The organism is Kitasatospora sp. NPDC059646 (assembly GCF_042734615.1).
In the GTDB taxonomy this organism is placed as follows: Bacteria; Actinomycetota; Actinomycetes; order Streptomycetales; family Streptomycetaceae; genus Kitasatospora.
The window spans coordinates 155749-176198 of the sequence record NZ_JBHWDS010000006.1 but is presented as its reverse complement, the minus strand read 5'-3'; the positions used below and the strand labels follow the sequence as shown (position 1 = coordinate 176198).

Below are 20450 nucleotides of genomic sequence, written 5' to 3'. Positions count from 1 at the left end.
GAGAAGACCGAGTATTCGATGTCCGAGTATTCATCATCCGGGCGCGAGCGCACACGCCCTTCAACGTCACAACATCGACTCGGGTGGTTGAACGTCCGAGTCTGCCAGCTCGAACCAGACGACCTTGCCCAGCCCCTCGGCCCGGGTGCCCCAGCGCAGCGCGAGCCGGCGGACCAGTTCGAGGCCGCGGCCGCCCTCGTCGCCGGCGCTCGCGTGCCGTTCCCGGGGCGGGTCGGGCAGCGGGTCGGAGATCTCCACCAGCAGCAGGTCGCCGAGGGTGAGCCGGACCCCGATCGGGGCGCTGGCGTACCGGACGGCGTTCGTGACCAGCTCGCTGACCAGCAGCTCCGCGGTGTCGGTGAGGGCCTCGACGCCCCAGTCGGCGAGCGTGTGCCGGACCAGGCGGCGGGCCCGGGAGACCGCGGTGGGCTCGGCGGGCAGTGTCCAGCCGGCGGTGGGCGCGTCGTCCCGGCCCTGGCCCAGCCGGGCCAGCAGGAGCGCCACGTCGTCGGGCTCGCGGCCCTGTTCCATGGTGTCGAGGACGGCCTCGCACGCCTGTTGGATCGAGGCGTACGGCTGTTCGAGCACGCTGACCAACCTCCCCAGTCCCACGTCCAGATCCTTGTCCCGCGACTCGACCAGCCCGTCCGTGCACAGGGCGAGCAGGCTGCCGTCCGGGATCTCCATCTCGATCGACTCGAACGGCACTCCGCCGACGCCGAGCGGCGCGCCGGAGGGCAGGTCGAGCACTTGGCCGGCGCCGCCGGGCAGCGGACCGCCGGAGCGGGCCGGCTCGGCGTCGGCGCCGGGCACCACCAGGACCGGCGGGATGTGGCCGGCCTTGGTGACGGTCAGGCTGCGCCGCGCGGGGTCGAACACCGCGTAGACGCAGGTGGCGAGCAGGGCCTCGTCGGGGCCCTGGGCGAGGTCGTCGGCGAGCTCGTGGACGTGCCGCAGGACCACCTCGGGCGCCAGGTCGAGGGCGGCCAGCACCCGGACCGCGGTGCGCAGCCGGCCCATCGTGGCGGCGGCCCGCAGGCCGTGGCCCATCACGTCGCCGACGACCAGCGCGGTGCGGTCGCCGGGCAGCGGGATGACGTCGAACCAGTCGCCGCCGACCTCGGTGCCGCTGGAGCCGGGCACGTACCGGTAGGCCACCTCGACGCCGGCCGGCTGCGGGACCTGCTGCGGCAGCAGGGTGCGCTGCAGGGTGAGCGCGGCGGTCCGCTCGCGGGCGTACAGGCGGGCGTTGTCGAGCGAGCTGCCGGCCCGGTCGGCGAGTTCGACGGTGAAGGCCAGGTCGTCGCGGTCGAAGCCCTCGCGGTAGCCGGCCCGGCTGACCACCAGCAGGCCGATCACGATGCCGCGGGCCCGCAGCGGCACCACCAGCCGGGAGTGGATGCCGAGCTCGCGGGCGGCCTCCACCTTGGGGTCGTCGGGGAAGGACAGCGCGTCCAGGTCGGCGCCGGTGAGCAGCGCGGGGACGCCGCTGCGCAGCACCCGGCCGAACACCGAGCCGTCCTCGAAGGTGATCCGGGCGCCGTGCCGGAGCATGGCCTCCACCGTCGGGCCGTCCTGGACGGCGGCCACGCCGAGCTGCAGCAGCGAGGTGTGCCGGTCGTGGCCGTGCCGGGGCAGGTCGTCACCGTGCGCGACGGCCTGCAGCAGGATCACCGCGGCGTAGTCGGCCAGCCGCGGGACCACCGCGCCGGCCAGCTCCTGGGCGATCATCGAGGCGTCCAGCAGGTCGCCGACCCGGGAGCCGAACTCGTTGAGCAGCGACAGCCGCCGCCGGGCGCCCTCGACCTTGGCCACCGCCCGGTAGCGCTCGGTGACGTCCATGACGGTGCCGGAGATGCCGAGCACCCGGCCGGCGCGGTCGGTCATCCGGCTGAACGAGATCGACCGGTAGCCGGCCCGCGCGGTGTGCGGCGCGGCGAGCGTGACGTCGATGACGGGCTCGCCGGTGGCCAGCACCTGGCGCTGCAGGGCGGTGATCTCGTCGGCGGAGCGCTCCGGCAGGGTCTCGCCGGTGGTGCGGCCGATGTGCGCCTCGGCGGGCAGGCCGTTCATCTCGGCCAGCGTCCGGTTGACGGCGGTGTACCGCAGGTCGGTGTCCAGCACGGCGATGCCGAGCGGGGACTGCTCGAACAGCGCGTCGCGGACGGCGAGGTCGCGTTCGACGGCGCGCAGCGCGGCGGCCTCGGTGAGCGCGGCCTGCACGTACGGCGCGCCGTCCCCGTCGACCAGCAGCGACAGCCGGGCCTCGACCTCGACGGGGACGCCGTCCCGGTCGCTGATCGCGGTGAAGCCGTGCCAGGAGCCGCGCCGCAGGGTCTCCTGGATCGCGGCCCGGGCGCGCTGCGCCTCCTCCGGCTCGGAGGTCAGGTCCTCGACGGCCCGGCCGACCAGCACCTCGCTGGGCCAGCCGAGCATCTCCTCGGCGGCGGGGCTCCACAGCACCACCCGGCCCGCGGTGTCCAGGATGACGATCGCCACCCGCACCACGTCCAGCAGGCTGCCGCCCTCGGTGCGGCGGCTGGGGTGCAGTGCGGTGGGCGCGGCGTCGGAGCGCGCGCCGGCCGTGCCGGGGAACGCCCGGGCGGGGCGGCCGCGGGAGGTGCGCAGCGGCCCGCCGGCGGGCGGCTCGGACGCGGCCGGGCCGGCGGTGGGCGCGCTGCCGGGCTCCGCGGACGGCCCGGCCGGGGGCTGCTCGGCCCCGGGGCGCCTGCGCAGGCGGGCGCGGGCGGCCGCCCGGCCGGACCGGCCGGCGCCTATGGGCAGCGCGGGGCCGCCGGACCGCCGCGAACCGCGCGAGGGCAGGCCGGACGCCTCGTGCTCTCCCCCGCCGTCACCCGGCTTCGCCACCTACGGGGCCTCCGGCCGTCGCTGGAACGCGCCGCCGACGGGCCGCCGGGGCGTGGGCCGTCGTCACGCTGCGCCGTGCCCGGCTACCGATCGTGACGAATGCTGCCGAACACTGCCATACCCAGGGAAAGGCGCTGCTATCCCGGCATAGGGGTCGTCTGTCCGATTGGCGTACAGAACGGGCATGTCCGGGGTGTTCGAGTTTGGGCGCGGTTCCGGCGCGACCGGCCGTCAGTGCAGGTGGCCGTCGCGGTGCAGGTCGTCGAAGAGCAGCTGGTCGACCGGGGGGACGCGGTCGCGGTCGGCGTAGCCGAACCACTCGACGTCCTCGATCTCGCTGCTGGCGGCGAGGGTGCCGGTGTAGTCGGCGAGGTAGCAGGCCATCCGGACGGTGGCGCCGGCCGGGTGGCCCGGCACGTCGGCGTGGTAGGTGCCGACGTGGGCGACGGTGTCGGGCCGGATGGCGACGGTGAGTTCCTCGGCGATCTCCCGGGTGAGGGTCTGCAGGTCGGTCTCGTCGCCCTCGCGCTTGCCGCCGGGGATGTAGAACACGTTCTTGCCGCGGGGGCGCGCGCAGAGGATCCGGCCGCCCTCCAGTCGGACCCACGCCACCGTGTCGATCAGCTCTGCCATCGCCGTCCTGCCGCCCTCGTGCTCGCCGCGCGGCCCCCGCGCCGGGGCCCGCCGGCTCCCGACCCTATGTCAGGGGCGGGGCGGCTCGGCGGCGGTGGCGAGGCGCTGGTTCTTCAGGTCGGCGCGGTCGGTGACCTCGGGGCCGAACCAGAGCGGCGGGGTGAAGGCGGCGGCGTCCTGCTGGTCGGCGAACTCGACCTCGGCGGTCCGCAGTCCGGTCAGCCGGCCGTGGAAGGTGTCGACCACGGCCTCGTGGCGGCCGAGCGGGACCACCCGGCGGGTCTTGAGGACCCGGGCGTGCTCGGTGGCGGGCCACAACGCCTCGAACTGCTCGGCGGCGAGCGGGGTCTCCCACTCGCCGCGGACCAGGCCGGTGCCGCGCTTGACGGTCAGCGAGCACGCGCCGCCCTGGTCCCGCACCCGGGCCTCGGCGCCGTCCGGGCCGATCACCAGGTAGCCCTGCCGGACCTCGAACTCCCGCCCGTCGGGGACGCTTTCGCCGTCCGGGACCAGGAACTTGCGCTCGATCTCCAGAGCCAACGGATGTCCTCCTCGCTCGTGCCTGCCGCTGCTTCCGCCACGCTACGCGTCGGCGGGCCGGCCGGGCCTACCGCGCGGCCGGGTCGGCGTCGTCGGGTTCGATCCAGTAGAGCTGCTTGTGGCCGCGGGCCTCGAACTCGGCCGCCATCGCCTCGGCGGCGGGGCGGGTGAGGCCGCGGGCGACCGGGAAGCGGTTGCCGTTGTCGTCCTGGCGCATGACGCGGTGGGCGGCGGCCGTGCGGTCGGGGGTTCCCATGCCGCCACACGGTAGCGGTCCGGCCCGGTGGGGGGCGGGCCGGACCGGGCCGAGGGGCGGTCGAACGGACCGACGTTTCACCAACTAGCTTACGCGCACCAGGAGTTCACCGTGCAGGACGGCGAACCAGGCATCCGGGTGGGCGGCCCATCGGGGCCAGCCGGCGGCGATCCGGGCCAGGTCGGCGGGGGTGGCGAGGCCCTCGGCCAGGGCGGTGGCGGCGGTGTTGGAGCGCTCGGTCCGCTCGGCCCAGCTCTCCGACCACCAGGCGCGCTCGGTCCCGGTGGCGTACGTCCAGGTGCTGGAGGACGGCCGGACGTCGGTCAGGCCGGCGGCGTGCGCCCAGGACAGCAGGCGGCGGCCGGCGTCGGGTTCGCCGCCGGAGGTGCGGGCGGTCCGCCGGTAGAGCGCCAGCCACTCGTCCAGTTCCGGCAGTTCGGGGTACCAGGTCATCGCGGCGTAGTCGGCGTCGCGGACCGCGATCAGCCCGCCGGGGGCGGTGACCCGGCGCATCTCGCGCAGCGCGGCGACCGGGTCCGCCAGGTGCTGGAGCACCTGGTGGGCGTGCACCACGTCGAACGAGGCGTCGGCGTACGGCAGCCGGTACACGTCGGCGGCCTCGAAGGTCAGCCGGCCCGGGTCGCGCTCGGCGGCCAGCGCGGCGGCCTGGGCGAGCACCTCCTCCGACGGGTCGACGCCGACCACCCGGCCGGTCGGGCCGAGCAGGTCGGCCAGGTCCGCGGTGATCGTGCCGGGCCCGCAGCCGACGTCCAGCAGCCGCTGGCCGGGGCGCAGTTCGGGCAGCAGGTAGGCGGCGGAGTTGGCGGCGGTGCGGGTGCGGTGCGAGCGCAGGACGGCGGCGTGGTGCCCGTGGGTGTAGCCGGCCACGGCGGTTCCCCTCTCCCTCGGATCTCCTCGGAGACGACCCCTCCAGGATAGGAAGGCGTTCCATGGATCGGACAATCTTGTATCGAATGATGAGACGTCAGGAAAATGCCCTCGCCCCCGGAGCCGCCCCCGGCGCAGAATCGTCCGCATGGGAAAGTCTTACGAACGCATCGACGACCGGCTGCGCGCGTTCATCGACAGGCAGCCCGTGTTCTTCGTGGCCACCGCCCCGCTGTCCGGCGACGGGCACGTCAACCTCTCCCCCAAGGGCCGCTCCGGCACCCTCGCCGTCCTGGACGAACTCACCCTCGCCTACCTGGACTTCGGCGGTTCGCACGCCGAGACCATCGCCCACCTGCGGGAGAACGGCCGGATCACCCTGATGTGGTGCGCGTTCGAGGGCCCGCCGACCGTGCTCCGGGTGCACGGCCGGGGCGAACCGGTGTTCCGGGACGACCCCCGGTTCACCGAACTGCTGGGCCGCTTCGACCCGTCCACCGACGGCGTCGGACTGCGCGCGATCGTCCTGGTGCGGGCGGAGCGGATCAGCGACTCCTGCGGATTCGCCGTCCCGTTCATGGACTACCGCTCCGACCGGGAACTGCACCGCCAGCACTTCGCGCGCAAGGGCGAGGAGAACTTCAACGCCTACTGCGCGGGCAAGGACCACGTCGCCGTCAGCATCGACGGCCTGCCCTCGCTGCCGCTCCCGCTGCCGCCCCGCACCCCCGCCTGAACCGCGCCCGCCGGCAGCGTACGGTGGTGGCCCGACCGCCGACCCTGGAGTCCGCCCCGTGCCCCGCCCCCACGTTCTGCTGAGCGCCGCGGTGTCGATCGACGGCCACCTCGACGACGCCTCGCCCGACCGGCTGCTGCTCTCCAACGCCGAGGACTTCGACCGGGTCGACGCACTGCGCGCCGCCAGCGACGCGATCCTGGTCGGCGGCGGCACACTGCGCGCCGACAACCCCCGACTGCTCGTCAACTCGCCCGCCCGGCGCGCCGAACGGGAGGCCGCCGGACTGCCCGCGTACCCGCTGAAGGTCACCCTCAGCGCGACCGGCGCGCTCTCCCCGGACCTGCGGTTCTGGCACACCGGCGGCGCCAAGCTCGCCTACACCACCGACGCCGCCGCACCCGCACTGCGCGAAGCCCTGTCCGGGGCGCCCGGCACCGAGGTGGTGGGCCTCGGCCCGGCCGTCCCGCTGGGCGCCGTGCTGGACGACCTGGGCGCGCGCGGGGTGCGCCGGCTGATGGTCGAGGGCGGCGGCGGCGTGCACACCCAGTTCCTCGCCGAGGGCCTCGCCGACGAGCTCCAACTCGCCGTCGCCCCCCTGCTGGTCGGCCAGCCGGCCGCGCCGCGCTTCCTCGGCCCCGCCGCCTACCCGGGCGGGCCGAACCGCCGGATGCGCCTGCTGGAGGCCCGTACCGTGGGGGACGTCGTCCTGCTGCGATACGCCCCGAAGGAGTCCTCCGATGACCACTGACCAGGAATGGCTGCACCGCGCGATCGAACTGTCCCGCCGCTGCCCGCCGTCCCGGACGGCGTTCTCGGTGGGCGCGGTGATCGTCGGCGCGGACGGCGAGGTGCTCGCCGAGGGCTTCAGCCGCGAGGTCGACGCCGTCAACCACGCCGAGGAGGCCGCGCTCGGCAAGCTCCCGGCCGGCGACCCGCGACTGCGCACCGCCACCGTCTACAGCACCCTCGAACCCTGCGGGCAGCGCGCGTCCCGGCCGCACCCGTGCGCCGAGTTGATCGTGGCGGCCGGGGTGCCGCGGGTGGTGGTGGCCTGGCGGGAGCCCTCGCTGTTCGTCGAGGCCTGCCAGGGCACCGCGCTGCTCACCGCGGCCGGCATCGAGGTGGTGGAGCTGCCGGAACTGGCCGAGGAGGCCCGGGCGGTGAACGCGCACCTGCTGGGATGAGGGCGGCGCCGGCCGGCGGGGCGGCGGCGGACGGGGCGGCGGTGCCGGGCGGGTGAGGTCTGCGCCGGGCGTCACTGGTTTTGTACGATTGTGGAACAAACACTCGCCCGAGGCCCCCGAGGAGCCCCGATGCCCGTCCTCACCCCGCCGGTCCGGGCCGTCCTGCTCGACATGGACGGCACCCTGGTCAACTCCGACGCCGTGGTCGAACGCTGCTGGCGCGCCTGGGCCGACCGGAACGGGCTCGACGGCGACACGGTGATGCGGACCGTCCACGGCCGGCAGGGCCACCTCTCGATGGCGCTGCTGCTGCCCGACCGTCCGATGGAGCAGAACCTCGCGGAGAACCGGCAGATGCTCGCCGAGGAGACCGCCGACACCGACGGCGTGGTCGAAGTCCCCGGCGCCCGGCGGCTGGTGGAGTCGCTGGCCGGACTGCCGCACGCGCTGGTGACGTCCGCCGACGACCGCCTCGCCCGGGTCCGGATGGCCGCCGCCGGCGTCCCGCTGCCGCCCCTGATGGTCACCGCCGAGCAGGTCGGCGCCAGCAAGCCCGACCCCGAGGGCTTCCTCAAGGCCGCCGCGGAACTCGGCGTCGCCCCCGGCGAGTGCCTCGTCCTGGAGGACTCCGAGGCCGGCATCGCCGCCGCCCGCGCCGCCGGCATGCCGGTGCTCGGCATCGGCCCGCGCGCCGCCGCCCACCGGCCCGACCACCACGTGGCCGACCTCACCGGCGTCACCGTCACCGCGGACCCGAACGGCGGCCTGGTCGTCCGACTGCCCTGACCCGCGGCGCCGTCCGGCCCCGCGTCACTCGGGGACGGCGAGGCAGAACGGGTGGCCGTCCGGGTCCAGCAGCGTCACCCAGTGCTCGCCGCCCGCCTGGTGCTCCGGCCTGCTCGCCCCGGCCGCCAGCAACTCGGCGACGGCCGGCGCCAGTTCGGGCACCGTGAAGTCCAGGTGCGCGCGGGCCCCGTCGGACGGCCACTCCGGCGGGCGGAAACCGCCGACCCGCTGGAAGCCGATCCGCACCGGGCCGTCCCCGATGAACACGTACGCCTCGCTGCGGTACGTCACCTCCCAGCCCGTCAGCAGCTGGTAGAACGCCGCCAGCCGCTCCGGGTCCGGGCAGTCCAGCACCGTCGAACTCAGTACGCCGACCGGCTTCCGGTCCGCCGACCGCTCCGCCACCCGGTGCTCCGCCATCTGATCGTCCGTCATCCGGCCAGCCTGTCACGCGCGACTGACGGCGGCTCCGCGGCGCGGGGCGTGTCGGCCCGCGGGCAGTGCGGCGGCCGGGAGCAGCCCGACGGCGGCGAGCACCGCCAGGGCGGGCAGCGCACCGTGCGGGCCCGCACCGGAGGCGGCCGCGATGCCCAGCGTGGGGCCGACGTTCATCGCGGTCTGCTTCAGCCCGCCGACCGCGCCCGCGTACCCGGGCGGGGCGTCACCGACCACGCTGCCGGTCGCCGTCACCATCACCACCGCGAACCCCGCGCCCAGCAGCGCCGAGGCCACCGCCGTCGCGGCGGCCGCGCCGCCGCCGTCGCCCGGGCCGGCCAGCGCGGCGATGCCCGCCACCAGCAGCAGCGTTCCGGCCAGCGCCGTGCGGCGCGGGCCGTACCGGCGCAGCGCCCGCTCGGCGGCCGGGGCGCCCAGCACCATCAGCGCGGTCAGCGGCAGCATCCGCAGCGCGGTGGCCAGCGGGCCGAGCCGCAGCGCGTCCTGGAGGCGGAAGGTGGTGCTGAACAGGGCGCCGAACAGTCCGGCGGAGGACGTCAGCAGCAGCGCCAGCGAGCCGGCCACCGGCCGCGAGCGGACCACCGGGCGCGGTACCACCGGCTCGGCGGTGCGCCGCTCGTGGCCGACCAGCACGGCCGACAGGGCTGCCGCGGCGGCGAGTTCGACGAGGGTTCCGGTCGCGGTCCAGCCCCGGCCCGGCACCTCGGCGAGGGCGTGCACCAGGACGGCGAGCGCCGCCGCGAGCAGCGCCGCGCCCGCCAGGTCGAGCCGCTGCCGGCCGCGTTCGACCTCGGGCGGACGCAGCGCCAGCGTCATCGCCGCGATCAGCACGGCGACCGGCGCGTTGATCCAGAACACCGACCGCCAGCCGAACTGCGCCACCAGCCCGCCGCCGAGCAGCGGACCCGCGGCCGCAGCGAGCGCGATCGCGCCCGTCCGCACCGCGATCGCCCGGCCGAGCCGCTCCGGCGGGCAGCACAGCCGCAGCAGCGCCAGCGTCCCCGGCTGAAGCAGCGCGCCGAACGCGCCCTGGGCGACCCGCAGCGCGATCACCCAGCCGATCGTGGGGGCGAGCGCGATCCCCGCCGAGGCCGCGCCGAAGCCCAGCACGCCCGCCAGCAGCGTCGGCCGGTGCCCGTACCGGTCGCCGAGCCGGCCGGCCACCACCAGCAGGGCCGCCACCGCGACCAGGTAGCCGGTGCTGGTCCACTGCAACGCGGCCGGGCCCGCGCCGAGTTCACGCCGCATCGCGGGCTGGGCGATCAGCAGCACCGTGCCGTCCAGAGCCACCAGCATGGCGGCCGCGGCACTCACCGGCAGTGCGAGGCGGCTCACCGCGCCCCCAGGTGCGCCGTCAGGACGGCCTCCAGCAGCGCGTCCTCCCGCTGCTCGCCGAGCATCAACCCGACGCTCCCCCAGCCCTGCAGCTGCGCCAGCCCGTGCAGGTTCGCCCACAGTGCGGCCGCGACCACGGGGGCGCGCTCCGCGTCCCCCGTGCACTCCCCCACCAGCCGGGCCATCTCCCCGAACAGCGGACCCGTCGACTCCCGCAGCCGGGGGCCGTCCGACGCGGATCCGTCACTGTTCAGCAGGTCGTGACGGAACATCAGCTCGTACATGCCGCGCCGCTCGGCCGCGAACGCCAGGTACTCCCGCGCCAGCCCCTCCAACCGCGCCCGGATCCCCTCCGCCCGCACCCCCGCGAACCGCCGCCCCAACTCCTCGAACCCGCGCCGCGCCACCGCCGACAACAGCTCCCGGTGCGTCGCGAAGTACCGCCGCGGCGCCCCGTGCGACACCCCGGCCCGCCGCGCGATCTCCCGCAGCCCCACCGCCCCCGACCCCTCCGCCAGCACCAACTCCACCCCGGCATCCACCAGGCGCTCGCGCAGCGGCATCTGCTCATCGCTCATAGACACTGTCTACCAGCACCCAGTAGACAGCGTCTACCCCCACGGGCGGTCGGACGCGCAACGGTGCGTCGCAAGTCGCTGTCGCATGGGCTTCGACATGAGCTAGCGTTCGGATTCGCACCGCGCCACCTCTCGAAGGCGGACGCGACGCGACCTCGGAGGAATCGGCCCCTCGGCCCGATGACACTGCCCACGGTGCGTTCCCGGCGGGAGCCATCCGGCATCCGTCATCGGTCATCACCGAAGGGACGCTCCCCCGTGGCTGTCGTCGAGTACACGCGCAAGCACCGCAGTTGGATCCGCGATGTCCTGGTGGGCATCGCGGCGGGCCTCGGCTCGAATCTGGCGTGGGCGCTGGCGCTGATCGTGGTGCACCGCCTCGGCTGAGCCGGGCGGCGGGCGGGTCCTTCGGGACCCGCCCTTGTCCGTTTCGCCGGCAGGCTAGTCTTCGAATCGTCATTGCGGCCCGCCGGGCTTCCGCTCCACTCCGCTGGAGCCACGAAGGACATGCCCCCACCCGCACGAACCTCTCGTGCCTGGGGATCTTCGTGCTTCTGCAGCTGTCGACGGCCGAACTCGGCCAACTCCTCGTCGCCCGCGAAGGGTCGGAGCGTCTCGCTCTCACCGAGCGGCTGATCGACCTGCACTCCGAGCTTCACGGTACGAAGGCGCAACCCGGTGACATCAACGCCTGGAACAACAGCATTCCCATCGTGGTCGAGGCCTTGCTGGACTGCGGCCTGGGCGAGGTCGTGGTGCAGGTCGAGGTGAACCTGCCGCACACCAACTCGGCCGTCGACCTGGTGCTGTGCGGTCAGCATCCGGGCACTGGGGCCGATTCCTACCTCGCGGTCGAACTGAAGCAGGCCCGCCGTGCCGTCGTCGACCCCCGCTGTCCGATCGCGGTGGATCTCGGATTCAACGACGGCAAGAACCGGAACAAACTGCACCCGGTGCGCCAGATCCAACGGTATTGCGAGTACATGGTGCGCTACATCTCCCATCTCCGGGAGAACGAGGGCAGCCTGATGGGGGCTGCTTTCCTGCACAATGCCCGGGATGCGGACGTCGAGGCGCTGTTCGATCTGCCCGAGAGCCCCTACGGGGCGCTCTACACCCTCGACGACCTGCACCGCTTTCGCCGAGTGCTCACCTCGCGATTTGCTCCCGCGTCCGGACTCCGGGCCGCGACCGCCTTGGAGGATTCACGGCGCGATCCGCTGCTGAAGGTGACCGACCTGGCTCGCCAGCGGTCTGTGGTCCGAGGCGGGCTGGTCCTTCTCGACGAGCAACACCTTGCGACTGACCTGATCGTCCGGCACCTCAAGAGGGCCGATCCGCGCGGCGCATTCAACGTGGGCCTGTTCGACACCTCGGACACCGTGCCCGAAGCCGTCGACGCGGGCCCGGAACACAAACGTGTCTTCATCTTGCGGGGCGGTCCTGGCAGCGGAAAGAGCGCCGTCGCACTCGAATTGCAGCGGTTGCTCGGCAACGAGGGCCACGAGGCTGTTCTGGCGAGCGGTTCGCGCGCGTACACCGAGACACTGCGCCAAATCATGATCAGCAGCGCGCGGAAGGGCCAGAAGTCGGACAAGGAGAAGTCGGCCAGGAGACGCTACCAGTACTTCAACAGTTTCACCGGAAGCGCTCCCAACAGCATCGGCGTCCTGATCTGCGACGAAGCCCATCGGATGCGACGCAGCTCGACCCACCGCAACACCCCGAAGGAACTGCGCGACGACGACCGGCCGCAGGCGACCGAACTACTGGCTGCCGCGCGGGTTCCGGTGTTCCTGCTCGACGATCACCAGTCGATCCGGCCCGACGAAGTCGGCAGCGCGGACTATCTCAAGGAACTCGCGGAGAGCCTCGGCTACCAGGTCAGGGTGGACGACCTCGAGGGAACCTTCCGGGCTGGCGGGAGCAAGCGGTACCAGAGCTGGGTCCGGCGGCTACTGGGACTGGGCACTTCGTCCGATCCGGAGGTCTGGCACCCGGACGGCCGGACGACGCTGACGATCGCGGACTCCCCGGAAGATCTGGAGGAGTTCATCGGAGTGTGCGGCCAGCAAGGATTCACCGCTCGCATCACCGCAGGCTTCTGCTGGAAGTGGAGCAATCCGCAGCAGGGCCGGCTCGTTCCCGATGTGCGGATCGGGGACTGGCACCGGCCGTGGAACGTGAAACCCACACACCACGTACCGGGCGCTCCCCCCTCGTACCTGTGGTCCACCGACCCACTCGGCATCGGCCAGATCGGCTGCGTCTACACGGCCCAGACCTTCGAATACGACTGGAACGGCGTCATCATCGGACCGGACCTGCTGTTCCGGGACGGAAAGTTCATCGTCGATCGGAGCGCTTCCCGGGACCCGGCGTTCCACAGCGGGGTCGAGGAGGCTGTCGTGAACCGGTGCATCCGCAACGCCTACCACGTGCTGCTCACCCGCGGCATCGCCGGCACCATCGTCTACGCGGTCGACCCTGAGACCCAGAACGCCCTGCGGAAGTTCGTCACCGGCACCATCGGCAGGCAGAACATCAAGGGGACCCGGTCCCGGCCGCTCACCGCGGAGGGAGCGCAGCTGCCACCCGCCTATCGCGAGCACCAACGGTAATCTTGCTCCCGTCGTTGTTGCGGCCCGCCGGGCTTCCGTTCCACTCCGGTGGAGCCACGAGGGACATGCCCCCACCCGCACGAGTTCCTTCGTGCTGCCTGGGGGGCCTTTCTTGCTGATCCGCGACTCCGCCGCCACGGTCGCCGCCGAATGTCTGTCCGGCGGCCTGTTCTTCCGCCTCACGGAGCAGTTCGTTCGCGCACACGGTCACCGGCCCAGCCCTTCCGAGGCCCGCTCGTGGGAGCGGAGCATCCCGGTGCTTGCCGGCGTGCTCAACGATGCCGGCCTCGGCCAGGTGGAGGTGCTCCTCGAGTACGGGCTCCCGTTGAACAGCAAGCGGGCCGATGCCGTACTCGCCGGCATCCATCCTGAGACCGGCCTGCCGTCGTACCTGGTCGTGGAACTCAAGCAGTGGAGCAGCGCCGAACCGGACAACGAGGACCCGTCGCTCTGTTGGATCGACGGCTACACCCGCCCCGTGCTGAACCCCGTCGACCAGGTTCGCGGCTATTGCGAGTACCTGGTCTCGTTCAACGGGACGCTTGCGGAGCATCCGGAACGCCTCCACGGCGCGGCCTACTTGCACAATGCCACCGAGTTCGGCGTCAGCGGTCTCTACGAGGCCGACCAGGACCAGTTCGGTGCGCTCTTCACCGGCGCCCGGCGCGGTGAGTTCATGGACTTTCTCCGCACCAGGTTCGCGCCTGTCTCCGGGGCCTCCGCGGCGGACGACCTCCTCGGAGGAAAGATCGGACCGTCCAAGCAGCTGATGGCCGTGGCCGCGAACGAGGTGCGCGAGCGCGAGCAATTCGTGCTGCTGGACGAGCAGAAGGTCGCGTACCGGACGGTACTCAATGCTGTCCGCCGTGCCCGACAGGCCGACCACAAGGAAGTGGTGGTCGTCACCGGTGGGCCAGGAACCGGCAAGAGCGTCATCGCGCTGTCACTCCTCGGCGAGTGCTACCGCCAAGGCCTCACCGCTCTGCACGCCACCGGTTCCAGTTCCTTCACCACCACCATGCGAAAGGTCGCCGGCACGCGGAAGCGCGAAGTGCAGGACCTCTTCAAGTACTTCAACAGCTTCATGACCGCCGAGCGCAACGGCCTGGACGTGCTGCTCTGCGACGAGGCCCACCGCATGCGGCAGACCTCGGCCAACCGCTACACACCCGCCGCCAACCGCTCTGGCAAAGCCCAGATCGAGGAACTCATCGACGCCGCCCGGGTACCGGTGTTCCTGCTGGACGAACATCAGGTGGTCCGTCCCGGCGAGATGGGCACGGTCGCGGAGATCCAGGCCGCTGCGGCCGCCAAGGGACTCGACTGCCGGGTCGTCCCGCTCGACAGCCAGTTCCGCTGCGGTGGAAGCGACGCCTACCTCAGGTGGGTGGTCAGGCTGTTGGGCCTCGAACCGGGCGGGCCCGAGGTGTGGGAGCCGGACGGCAGGATGCAACTCATCCACGCCGCCACCCCACAGGAGATGGAAGCGATCCTGGACGCGCGGCGCGCACAGGGCCACAGCGCACGCATGTCGGCGGGCTACTGCTGGAAGTGGACGAAGAAAGTACCGGTCGGTCAGGCACTGCCCGCCGACGTCGTCATCGGCGACTGGGAGCGTCCCTGGAACGTCTTCGGCGACCGGTCCGTCGCCGGTGCCCCTCCCGCCGCTCTCTGGGCGACCGATCCAGCGGGATTCGACCAGGTCGGTTGCGTCTACACCGCCCAGGGCTTCGAGTACGACTGGAGCGGCGTTGTCATCGGCCCGGACCTGGTCTGGCGCGGCGACCGATGGGTCACCGACCGGACCGCATCCAAGGACCCGGTCTTCAAGTCCTCGACACCCGACGCCGAGGTGGACCGGCTGATCCGCAACACCTACAAGGTCCTGCTGACCCGAGGAATGATCGGCACCGTGGTGTATTCGACCGACGCCGAAACCCGCGAAAAGCTGCACGAACTCACCGGCTCGCTCGCCGCCCTTGCGACCGTCTGACTCGATCCGACCCCGGGGGTGCCAAACGTTGTGCTCGGCACCCCACCACTGATCGCGCACGGATCCGCGCACACGGTTGGGACATGGACGTTTCGTCCGGCAGATACGCCGAGGGGCCGGACGCTACCGCGTCCGGCCCCTTCTGACTTGCTCAGGTGACCTCGTGTCTAGACGTTGAAGCGGAACTCCACCACGTCGCCGTCCTGCATGATGTAGTCCTTGCCTTCGATGCGGGCCTTGCCCTTGGCGCGGGCCTCGGCGATGGAGCCGGTGGCGACGAGGTCGTCGAAGGAGGTGACCTCGGCCTTGATGAAGCCCTTCTGGAAGTCGGTGTGGATGACTCCGGCGGCCTCGGGGGCGGTGGCGCCCTTCTTGATGGTCCAGGCCCGGGCTTCCTTGGGGCCGGCGGTGAGGTAGGTCTGCAGGCCGAGGGTGGCGAAGCCGACGCGGGCGAGGGTGGCGAGGCCGGGCTCGTCCTGGCCCATGGACTGGAGGAGTTCGAGGGCCTCGTCGTCGTCGAGTTCGATCAGCTCGGACTCGATCTTCGCGTTGAGGAAGATGGCCTCGGCGGGGGCGACCAGGGCGCGCTGGGCGTTCTTGAAGTCCTCGTCGGAGAGGGCGTCCTCGTCGACGTTGAAGACGTAGAGGAACGGCTTCGCGGTCATCAGGTGGAGGTCGCGGACGAGGGTGGTGTCGAAGCCCGCCTCGAACAGGGTCTTGCCGGTTTCGAGGATGGCCTGCGCGGCCTCGGCGGCGGCGAGGACGGGGGCGGTGTCCTTCTTGAGCCGGGCTTCCTTCTGGAGCCGGGGCAGCGCCTTCTCGATGGTCTGCAGGTCGGCGAGGATCAGCTCGGTGTGGATGGTGTCGATGTCGTCCTTGGGCGACACCTTGCCGTCCACGTGGACCACGTCGGGGTCGGTGAAGGCGCGGACGACCTGGCAGATCGCGTTGGCCTCGCGGATGTTGGCGAGGAACTTGTTGCCCAGGCCCTCGCCCTCGCTGGCACCGCGGACGATGCCGGCGATGTCCACGAAGTCGACGGTGGCGGGCAGGATGCGCTGCGAGCCGAAGATCTCGGCGAGCTTGTCCAGCCGCGGGTCGGGGACACCGACGACGCCCACGTTGGGCTCGATGGTGGCGAACGGGTAGTTGGCCGCCAGCACGTCGTTCTTGGTCAGGGCGTTGAAAAGGGTCGACTTGCCGACGTTCGGCAGGCCGACGATTCCGATCGTGAGCGACATGGAGAGTGGTGTCCCGTGGCTTGGAGGGCGTCGAGGTGGCCCGTACGGGCCGATCCCCCAGTCTACGGGGCGTGCGGGGGCCCGAGGCAGCGCGGTGGGGCGCGCACCGGCCGGACACGGACCAATTGCTCGGCGGCCATTACACAGGGTGTCGATGATCGGACCGTACGTTGGTCGGGTGGAGCAGAGCATCCGTACCCAGCCGCCAGGGCCGAGGAGACGAGCGCCGGGGCGCGGCGCCGCCGAGGCCGCCGTTCCGGGGCAGAGCGGGCCCCCCGAGTCCAGGTTGCGGTCGGCCTCCGGCGGCCGGACCGGTCCGCCGGCCCTGCAGGTGCTGCAGCGGCTGCTGACGGCCCGTCGGCAGCGCGCCGGCGGCCCGCCGGCCCGGCTGACGGCGGTGGGCACCGGGGTGGCCGCGGTGGCCGGGACGCTGGTGTTCGCGGCGGTGGACCGGCTGGTGTTCGGGGGGCTCGGGGTGCTGTTCGGGCTCGGCTATCTGGTGGTGTGCTTCCAGCTGGCCGTGCGGGTGCGGTACCCGGACCTGCCGGCGGCGCCGATCTGCGGGCCGATCGCGTTCGCGGCAGCGCTGGTGCTGCTGCAGCCGGACGCCGCGAACGGCATCACCGGCCACGTGGTGGCGCTGGCCGGCGGGCTGGCGCTGCGCGCGGGCTGGCTGTTCACCGGTACCGGCCTGGCCGCCGCGATCGTCACCGCGCGTTACGTCGCCCAGCGCCGCCGCCACCGCCCCAGGTAGCCCGCACCGCGGGGGCGCAGCGGCCCGGCCGCTCGGACCCGGCGGTCAACGGTCAGCGCCCGGCGGTCAGCGCGCAGCGGTCACCGCCCGGCGGTCAACGGTCAGCGCGCAACGCACAGCGGTCACCGCCCGGCGGTCAACGGTCAGCGCGCAACGCACAGCGGTCACCGCCCGGCGGTCAACGGCTGCCGGCCGGCGGCCATCGCCGCGCCGACGATGCCCGCGTCGTTGCGGAGTTCGGCGGGCACCACCTCGGCGCGGCGCTCCTTGAGCAGCGGCAGGAACTTCTCGTGCTTGCGGCTGACGCCGCCGCCGACGATCACCAGCTGCGGGGAGAACAGCATCTCGACCAGGTCGAGGTACTCGTCGACCCGTCCGGCCCACTGCGACCAGCTGAGGTCGTGGCGTTCCTTGGCGGCGGAGGAGGCGCGCCGTTCGGCGTCCTTGCCGCGCAGTTCGAGGTGGCCGAGTTCGGTGTTGGGGACGAGCACGCCGTCGGAGAACAGCGCGCTGCCGATGCCGGTGCCGAAGGTGAGCAGCAGGACGACGCCGGAGCGGCCGCGCCCGGCGCCGTGGGTGACTTCGGCGAGGCCGGCCGCGTCGGCGTCGTTGACCACGGTGGCGGGCATGCCGAGGGCCTCGCTGAACCGGGTGGCGGCGTCCAGGCCGATCCAGCCCTTGTCGACGTTGGCGGCGGTGCGGGTGTGCCCGTCGACGACCACGCCGGGGAAGGTCAGGCCGACCGATCCGCGGTGGTCGAAGTGCCGGACGACCTCGCACACCGCGTCGATCACCGCGTCGGGCCCGGACGGGTGCGGGGTGAGGACCTTGTGCCGCTCCTGCGCGAGCACGCCCCTGTCCAGGTCGACCGGTGCGCCCTTGATGCCCGACCCGCCGATGTCCACGCCGAAGACCGTCGTCACTGCCGTCGCCTTCCGTACCGCCGGGGGCGTCCGCTGCCCGCCTGCTCTCGCACCAACGTACGGGCGCGCGGGGGCGGGCGCAGCCGTTCCCGGACGGTCGCCGCCCGCACGGCGGACGCCCGGCCCCCTCGGGAGAGGGGGTCCGGGCGTCGAACGGGGCTGACGGGGGCTCAGACCTTGCCGGCGGCCTCGGCGCGCAGGTCGCGGCGGAGCTCCTTGGGGAGCGAGAAGGTGAGGTGCTCCTCGGCGGTCTTGACGATCTGGACGTCCTCGAAGCCGTGCGCGGCGAGCAGCTGCAGGACGCCCTCGACCAGGATCTCCGGCACGGACGCGCCGCTGGTCAGGCCGACCGTCTGCACGCCCTCCAGCCAGGCGAGGTCGATCTCGTCGGCGAAGTCGACCAGGTGGGCGGCCTTGGCGCCGTACTCCAGGCCGACCTCGACCAGGCGGACCGAGTTGGAGGAGTTCTTGGAGCCGACCACGATCAGCAGGTCCGCCTCGGGGGCGAGCTGCTTGACGGCGACCTGGCGGTTCTGGGTGGCGTAGCAGATGTCGTCGCTGGGCGGGGAGACCAGCAGCGGGAAGCGCTCCTTGAGGGCGCCGACGGTCTCCATGGTCTCGTCCACGGAGAGGGTGGTCTGGGAGAGCCAGACCAGCTTGGACTCGTCGCGGATCTTCACGTTGGCGACGTCCTCGGCGCCGTCCACCAGGTGGATCCGGTCCGGGGCCTCGCCCATCGTGCCGACGACCTCCTCGTGGCCCTCGTGGCCGATCAGCAGGATGTCGTAGTCCTCGTCGGCGAACCGGCGGGCCTCCTTGTGCACCTTGGTGACCAGCGGGCAGGTCGCGTCGATGGTGGCGAGCTTGCCGGCCTCGGCCTCGTCGTGGACCGAGGGGGCGACGCCGTGCGCGGAGAACACCACGATCGAGCCCTCGGGCACCTCCTCCGTCTCGTCGACGAAGATCGCGCCCTGCTTCTCCAGGGTCTGCACGACGTACTTGTTGTGGACGATCTGCTTGCGGACGTAGATGGGCGCCCCGTACTGCTCCAGGGCCTTCTCCACGGCGATCACGGCGCGGTCGACACCCGCGCAGTAGCCACGGGGGGCGGCGAGCAGGACACGGCGCTGAGCACTGGTGGACATGGCTCCATCGTACGGGCGAGTCGGGCGGGCTCGGACGCGCGTCGCCGCCGTGCCGCGGGCGCGGCGCGGGGTGGAATGGCAAGGGTGAACGCACAGGCGCGGACGACGGAACTGCGGCGCACTCTCGGGGTGCGCGATCTGATGGTGTACGGGCTGCTGTTCATCGCCCCGATGGCGCCGGTCGGCGTGTTCGGCGTGCTGGACGCGAAGAGCCACGGCGCGGTGGCGGCCGTGTACCTGGTGGCCACGGTGGCGATGGGGTTCACCGCCGTGTCGTACGCGGAGATGGTGCGCGCGGTGCCGCGGGCCGGGTCGGTGTTCGCGTACGCGCGGGCCGGGCTGGGCGAGGGGCCGGGGTTCGTCGCCGGGTGGATGGCGATGCTGGACTACCTGCTGATCCCGGCCGTGGCGTACCTGTTCTCCGGGATCGCGCTGAACTCGCTGGTGCCGGACGTCTCCCGGTGGGTGTGGACGGTGCTGGCGGTGCTGGTCACCACGGCGCTCAACCTGATCGGGGTGCGGACGGCGGCCGTGGTGGGCTTCGCGGTGCTGGCGATGGAGATCCTGGTGCTGGCGGTGTTCGTGGTCGCCGCCTCGGTGGAGCTCGCCCTGCACGGCGCGGCCCGGAGCTGGGGCTCCCCGTTCGGGGGAATCGGCGGGTTCTCGTTGACGGCGGTGCTGTCGGCGGTGTCGGTCGCGGTGCTGTCCTTCCTCGGCTTCGACGCGATCGCGTCCTTCGTCGAGGAGGCGGTGGGCGCGTCGGCCGCCGTCGCCCGGGCGGTGCTGTGGTGCCTGGCGGTGGCCGGTCTGCTGTTCGTCGCGCAGACCTACCTGGCGGCGGTGCTGGAGCCGACCGCGCCCGCCGAGCTGGCCGCCGATCCGGCGGCGCAGGGGACGGCGTTCTACGACACCGTGGAGGCCGCCGTCGGGCACTGGCTGCACGTCCTGATCGCGGCGTCCAAGGCGATCGGTGCGGCGTTCGCGGCGCTGGCCGGGCAGGCGGCGGCCGGGCGGCTGGTGTTCGCGATGGGCCGGGAGGGGCGGCTGCCGCGACTGCTGGGCGTGGTCGAGGCGCGGTCGTCCGTCCCGCGGCGCGCCCTGCTGACGGCCGCGGTCATCACGCTGGTGGCGGCGGTCTGGGCCGCCCGGCGCGACGACGGGCTCGACCAGCTCACCTCGGTGGTCAACGTCGGCGCGCTGACCGCGTTCGTGCTGCTGCACGCCTCGGTGGTCGGCTGGTACGTGGTGCGGGGCGGCTCGCGGGACTGGCTGCGGCACGGGGTGGTGCCGATGCTGGGGGTGGCGGTGATCGTGGCGGTGCTGGTCGAGGCTTCGCACACGGCACTGGTGGTGGGCGGGGTCTGGCTGGCGGTGGGGCTGCTGGTGCTGGTGGCGCAGCGTCGTCGGGGACGCGGGGAGCCGGGCGACGGGCGCACGCCGCGTCCGTAGCGGCGCGATCACGGGCGGGTCGTCGTCCTGCGGCGCGTTCTCGCGGACGCGGGTGCGTTCC

At 73.0% G+C, this 20450-nt stretch carries 18 protein-coding genes and 1 pseudogene; 8 read left to right on the top strand and 11 right to left on the bottom strand.

Going from position 1 to position 20450, the window contains the following annotated elements; translation table 11 throughout:
• Positions 1-66: 66 nt before the first annotated feature.
• The 5 genes from ACFV1L_RS06420 to ACFV1L_RS06400 form a co-directional block, all read right to left on the bottom strand.
• Positions 67-2868 carry a SpoIIE family protein phosphatase gene (locus ACFV1L_RS06420; RefSeq protein WP_380363427.1) on the bottom strand — a complete coding sequence of 934 codons (2802 nt, stop codon included), beginning with the start codon at positions 2866-2868 and terminating at the stop codon, positions 67-69.
• A 231-nt stretch (positions 2869-3099) separates the two neighbouring features.
• Positions 3100-3501 carry an NUDIX domain-containing protein gene (locus tag ACFV1L_RS06415; protein ID WP_380363426.1) on the bottom strand — a complete coding sequence of 134 codons (402 nt, stop codon included), beginning with the start codon at positions 3499-3501 and terminating at the stop codon, positions 3100-3102.
• A gap of 69 nt (positions 3502-3570) precedes the next feature.
• Positions 3571-4041 (bottom strand): CYTH domain-containing protein, encoded by a 471-nt coding sequence (locus ACFV1L_RS06410; RefSeq protein WP_380363424.1) that lies wholly within the window; start codon positions 4039-4041, stop codon positions 3571-3573.
• A 67-nt stretch (positions 4042-4108) separates the two neighbouring features.
• On the bottom strand, positions 4109-4297 hold the full coding sequence (locus tag ACFV1L_RS06405; RefSeq protein WP_380363422.1) for a hypothetical protein: 189 nt from the start codon (positions 4295-4297) through the stop codon (positions 4109-4111).
• Positions 4298-4381: 84 nt separating this feature from the next.
• On the bottom strand, positions 4382-5185 hold the full coding sequence (locus ACFV1L_RS06400) for a methyltransferase domain-containing protein (RefSeq protein ID WP_380363421.1): 804 nt from the start codon (positions 5183-5185) through the stop codon (positions 4382-4384).
• Positions 5186-5333: 148 nt separating this feature from the next.
• Here ACFV1L_RS06400 and ACFV1L_RS06395 point away from each other — a divergent pair, with 148 nt between their 5' ends.
• The 3 genes and pseudogenes from ACFV1L_RS06395 to ACFV1L_RS06385 all read left to right on the top strand — a co-directional run bounded on the left by ACFV1L_RS06395 (position 5334) and on the right by ACFV1L_RS06385 (position 7894).
• Positions 5334-5921, top strand: a complete 588-nt coding sequence (locus ACFV1L_RS06395; RefSeq protein WP_380363419.1) for a pyridoxamine 5'-phosphate oxidase family protein — start codon at positions 5334-5336, stop codon at positions 5919-5921.
• Between the two features lie 58 nt (positions 5922-5979).
• A pseudogene (locus ACFV1L_RS06390) lies at positions 5980-7108 on the top strand (dihydrofolate reductase family protein).
• A 129-nt stretch (positions 7109-7237) separates the two neighbouring features.
• Complete coding sequence (locus ACFV1L_RS06385; protein WP_380363417.1) at positions 7238-7894, top strand: HAD-IA family hydrolase; 657 nt, start codon at positions 7238-7240, stop codon at positions 7892-7894.
• Positions 7895-7918: 24 nt separating this feature from the next.
• Here ACFV1L_RS06385 and ACFV1L_RS06380 read toward each other — a convergent pair whose 3' ends face one another.
• Genes ACFV1L_RS06380 through ACFV1L_RS06370 form a run of 3 tightly spaced genes read right to left on the bottom strand, consistent with a single transcriptional unit; the run spans position 7919 to position 10263 of the window.
• A complete protein-coding gene (locus ACFV1L_RS06380; RefSeq protein ID WP_380363415.1) occupies positions 7919-8329 on the bottom strand; it encodes a VOC family protein in 411 nt (136 codons plus the stop codon).
• A gap of 12 nt (positions 8330-8341) precedes the next feature.
• The gene (locus ACFV1L_RS06375; protein WP_380363413.1) at positions 8342-9685 is read right to left on the bottom strand and encodes an MFS transporter; all 1344 of its coding nucleotides are present in this window, start codon (positions 9683-9685) and stop codon (positions 8342-8344) included.
• Positions 9682-10263 carry a TetR/AcrR family transcriptional regulator gene (locus ACFV1L_RS06370; RefSeq protein ID WP_380363411.1) on the bottom strand — a complete coding sequence of 194 codons (582 nt, stop codon included), beginning with the start codon at positions 10261-10263 and terminating at the stop codon, positions 9682-9684. The genes ACFV1L_RS06375 and ACFV1L_RS06370 overlap by 4 nt, the downstream gene beginning before the upstream one ends.
• Positions 10264-10521: 258 nt before the next feature.
• Here ACFV1L_RS06370 and ACFV1L_RS06365 point away from each other — a divergent pair, with 258 nt between their 5' ends.
• The 3 genes from ACFV1L_RS06365 (at position 10522) to ACFV1L_RS06355 (ending at position 14877) form a co-directional block, all read left to right on the top strand.
• Entirely contained in the window at positions 10522-10650 is a 129-nt protein-coding gene (locus tag ACFV1L_RS06365; protein ID WP_380363409.1) for a DUF6408 family protein, read from the top strand.
• 161 nt (positions 10651-10811) lie between these two features.
• Positions 10812-12884, top strand: a complete 2073-nt coding sequence (locus ACFV1L_RS06360) for a DNA/RNA helicase domain-containing protein (protein WP_380363407.1) — start codon at positions 10812-10814, stop codon at positions 12882-12884.
• A gap of 112 nt (positions 12885-12996) precedes the next feature.
• Positions 12997-14877: a DNA/RNA helicase domain-containing protein gene (locus tag ACFV1L_RS06355; RefSeq protein ID WP_380363405.1), complete on the top strand. Its 1881-nt coding sequence runs from the start codon at positions 12997-12999 to the stop codon at positions 14875-14877.
• A 167-nt stretch (positions 14878-15044) separates the two neighbouring features.
• Here ACFV1L_RS06355 and ychF read toward each other — a convergent pair whose 3' ends face one another.
• Positions 15045-16118, bottom strand: a complete 1074-nt coding sequence (gene ychF, locus ACFV1L_RS06350; protein ID WP_380363403.1) for a redox-regulated ATPase YchF — start codon at positions 16116-16118, stop codon at positions 15045-15047.
• 178 nt (positions 16119-16296) lie between these two features.
• Between ychF and ACFV1L_RS06345 the strand changes: the two genes are divergently transcribed.
• Entirely contained in the window at positions 16297-16872 is a 576-nt protein-coding gene (locus ACFV1L_RS06345) for a DUF6542 domain-containing protein (protein WP_380363401.1), read from the top strand.
• A 164-nt stretch (positions 16873-17036) separates the two neighbouring features.
• Here ACFV1L_RS06345 and ppgK read toward each other — a convergent pair whose 3' ends face one another.
• Both ppgK and ACFV1L_RS06335 read right to left on the bottom strand, forming a co-directional pair.
• On the bottom strand, positions 17037-17795 hold the full coding sequence (ppgK, locus tag ACFV1L_RS06340; RefSeq protein ID WP_380363400.1) for a polyphosphate--glucose phosphotransferase: 759 nt from the start codon (positions 17793-17795) through the stop codon (positions 17037-17039).
• A gap of 170 nt (positions 17796-17965) precedes the next feature.
• Positions 17966-18940: a 4-hydroxy-3-methylbut-2-enyl diphosphate reductase gene (locus ACFV1L_RS06335; protein WP_380363398.1), complete on the bottom strand. Its 975-nt coding sequence runs from the start codon at positions 18938-18940 to the stop codon at positions 17966-17968.
• A 75-nt stretch (positions 18941-19015) separates the two neighbouring features.
• On the opposite strand from ACFV1L_RS06335, the gene ACFV1L_RS06330 reads away from it, so the two are divergent.
• Complete coding sequence (locus ACFV1L_RS06330) at positions 19016-20389, top strand: APC family permease (protein ID WP_380363396.1); 1374 nt, start codon at positions 19016-19018, stop codon at positions 20387-20389.
• Positions 20390-20450 lie beyond the last annotated feature (61 nt).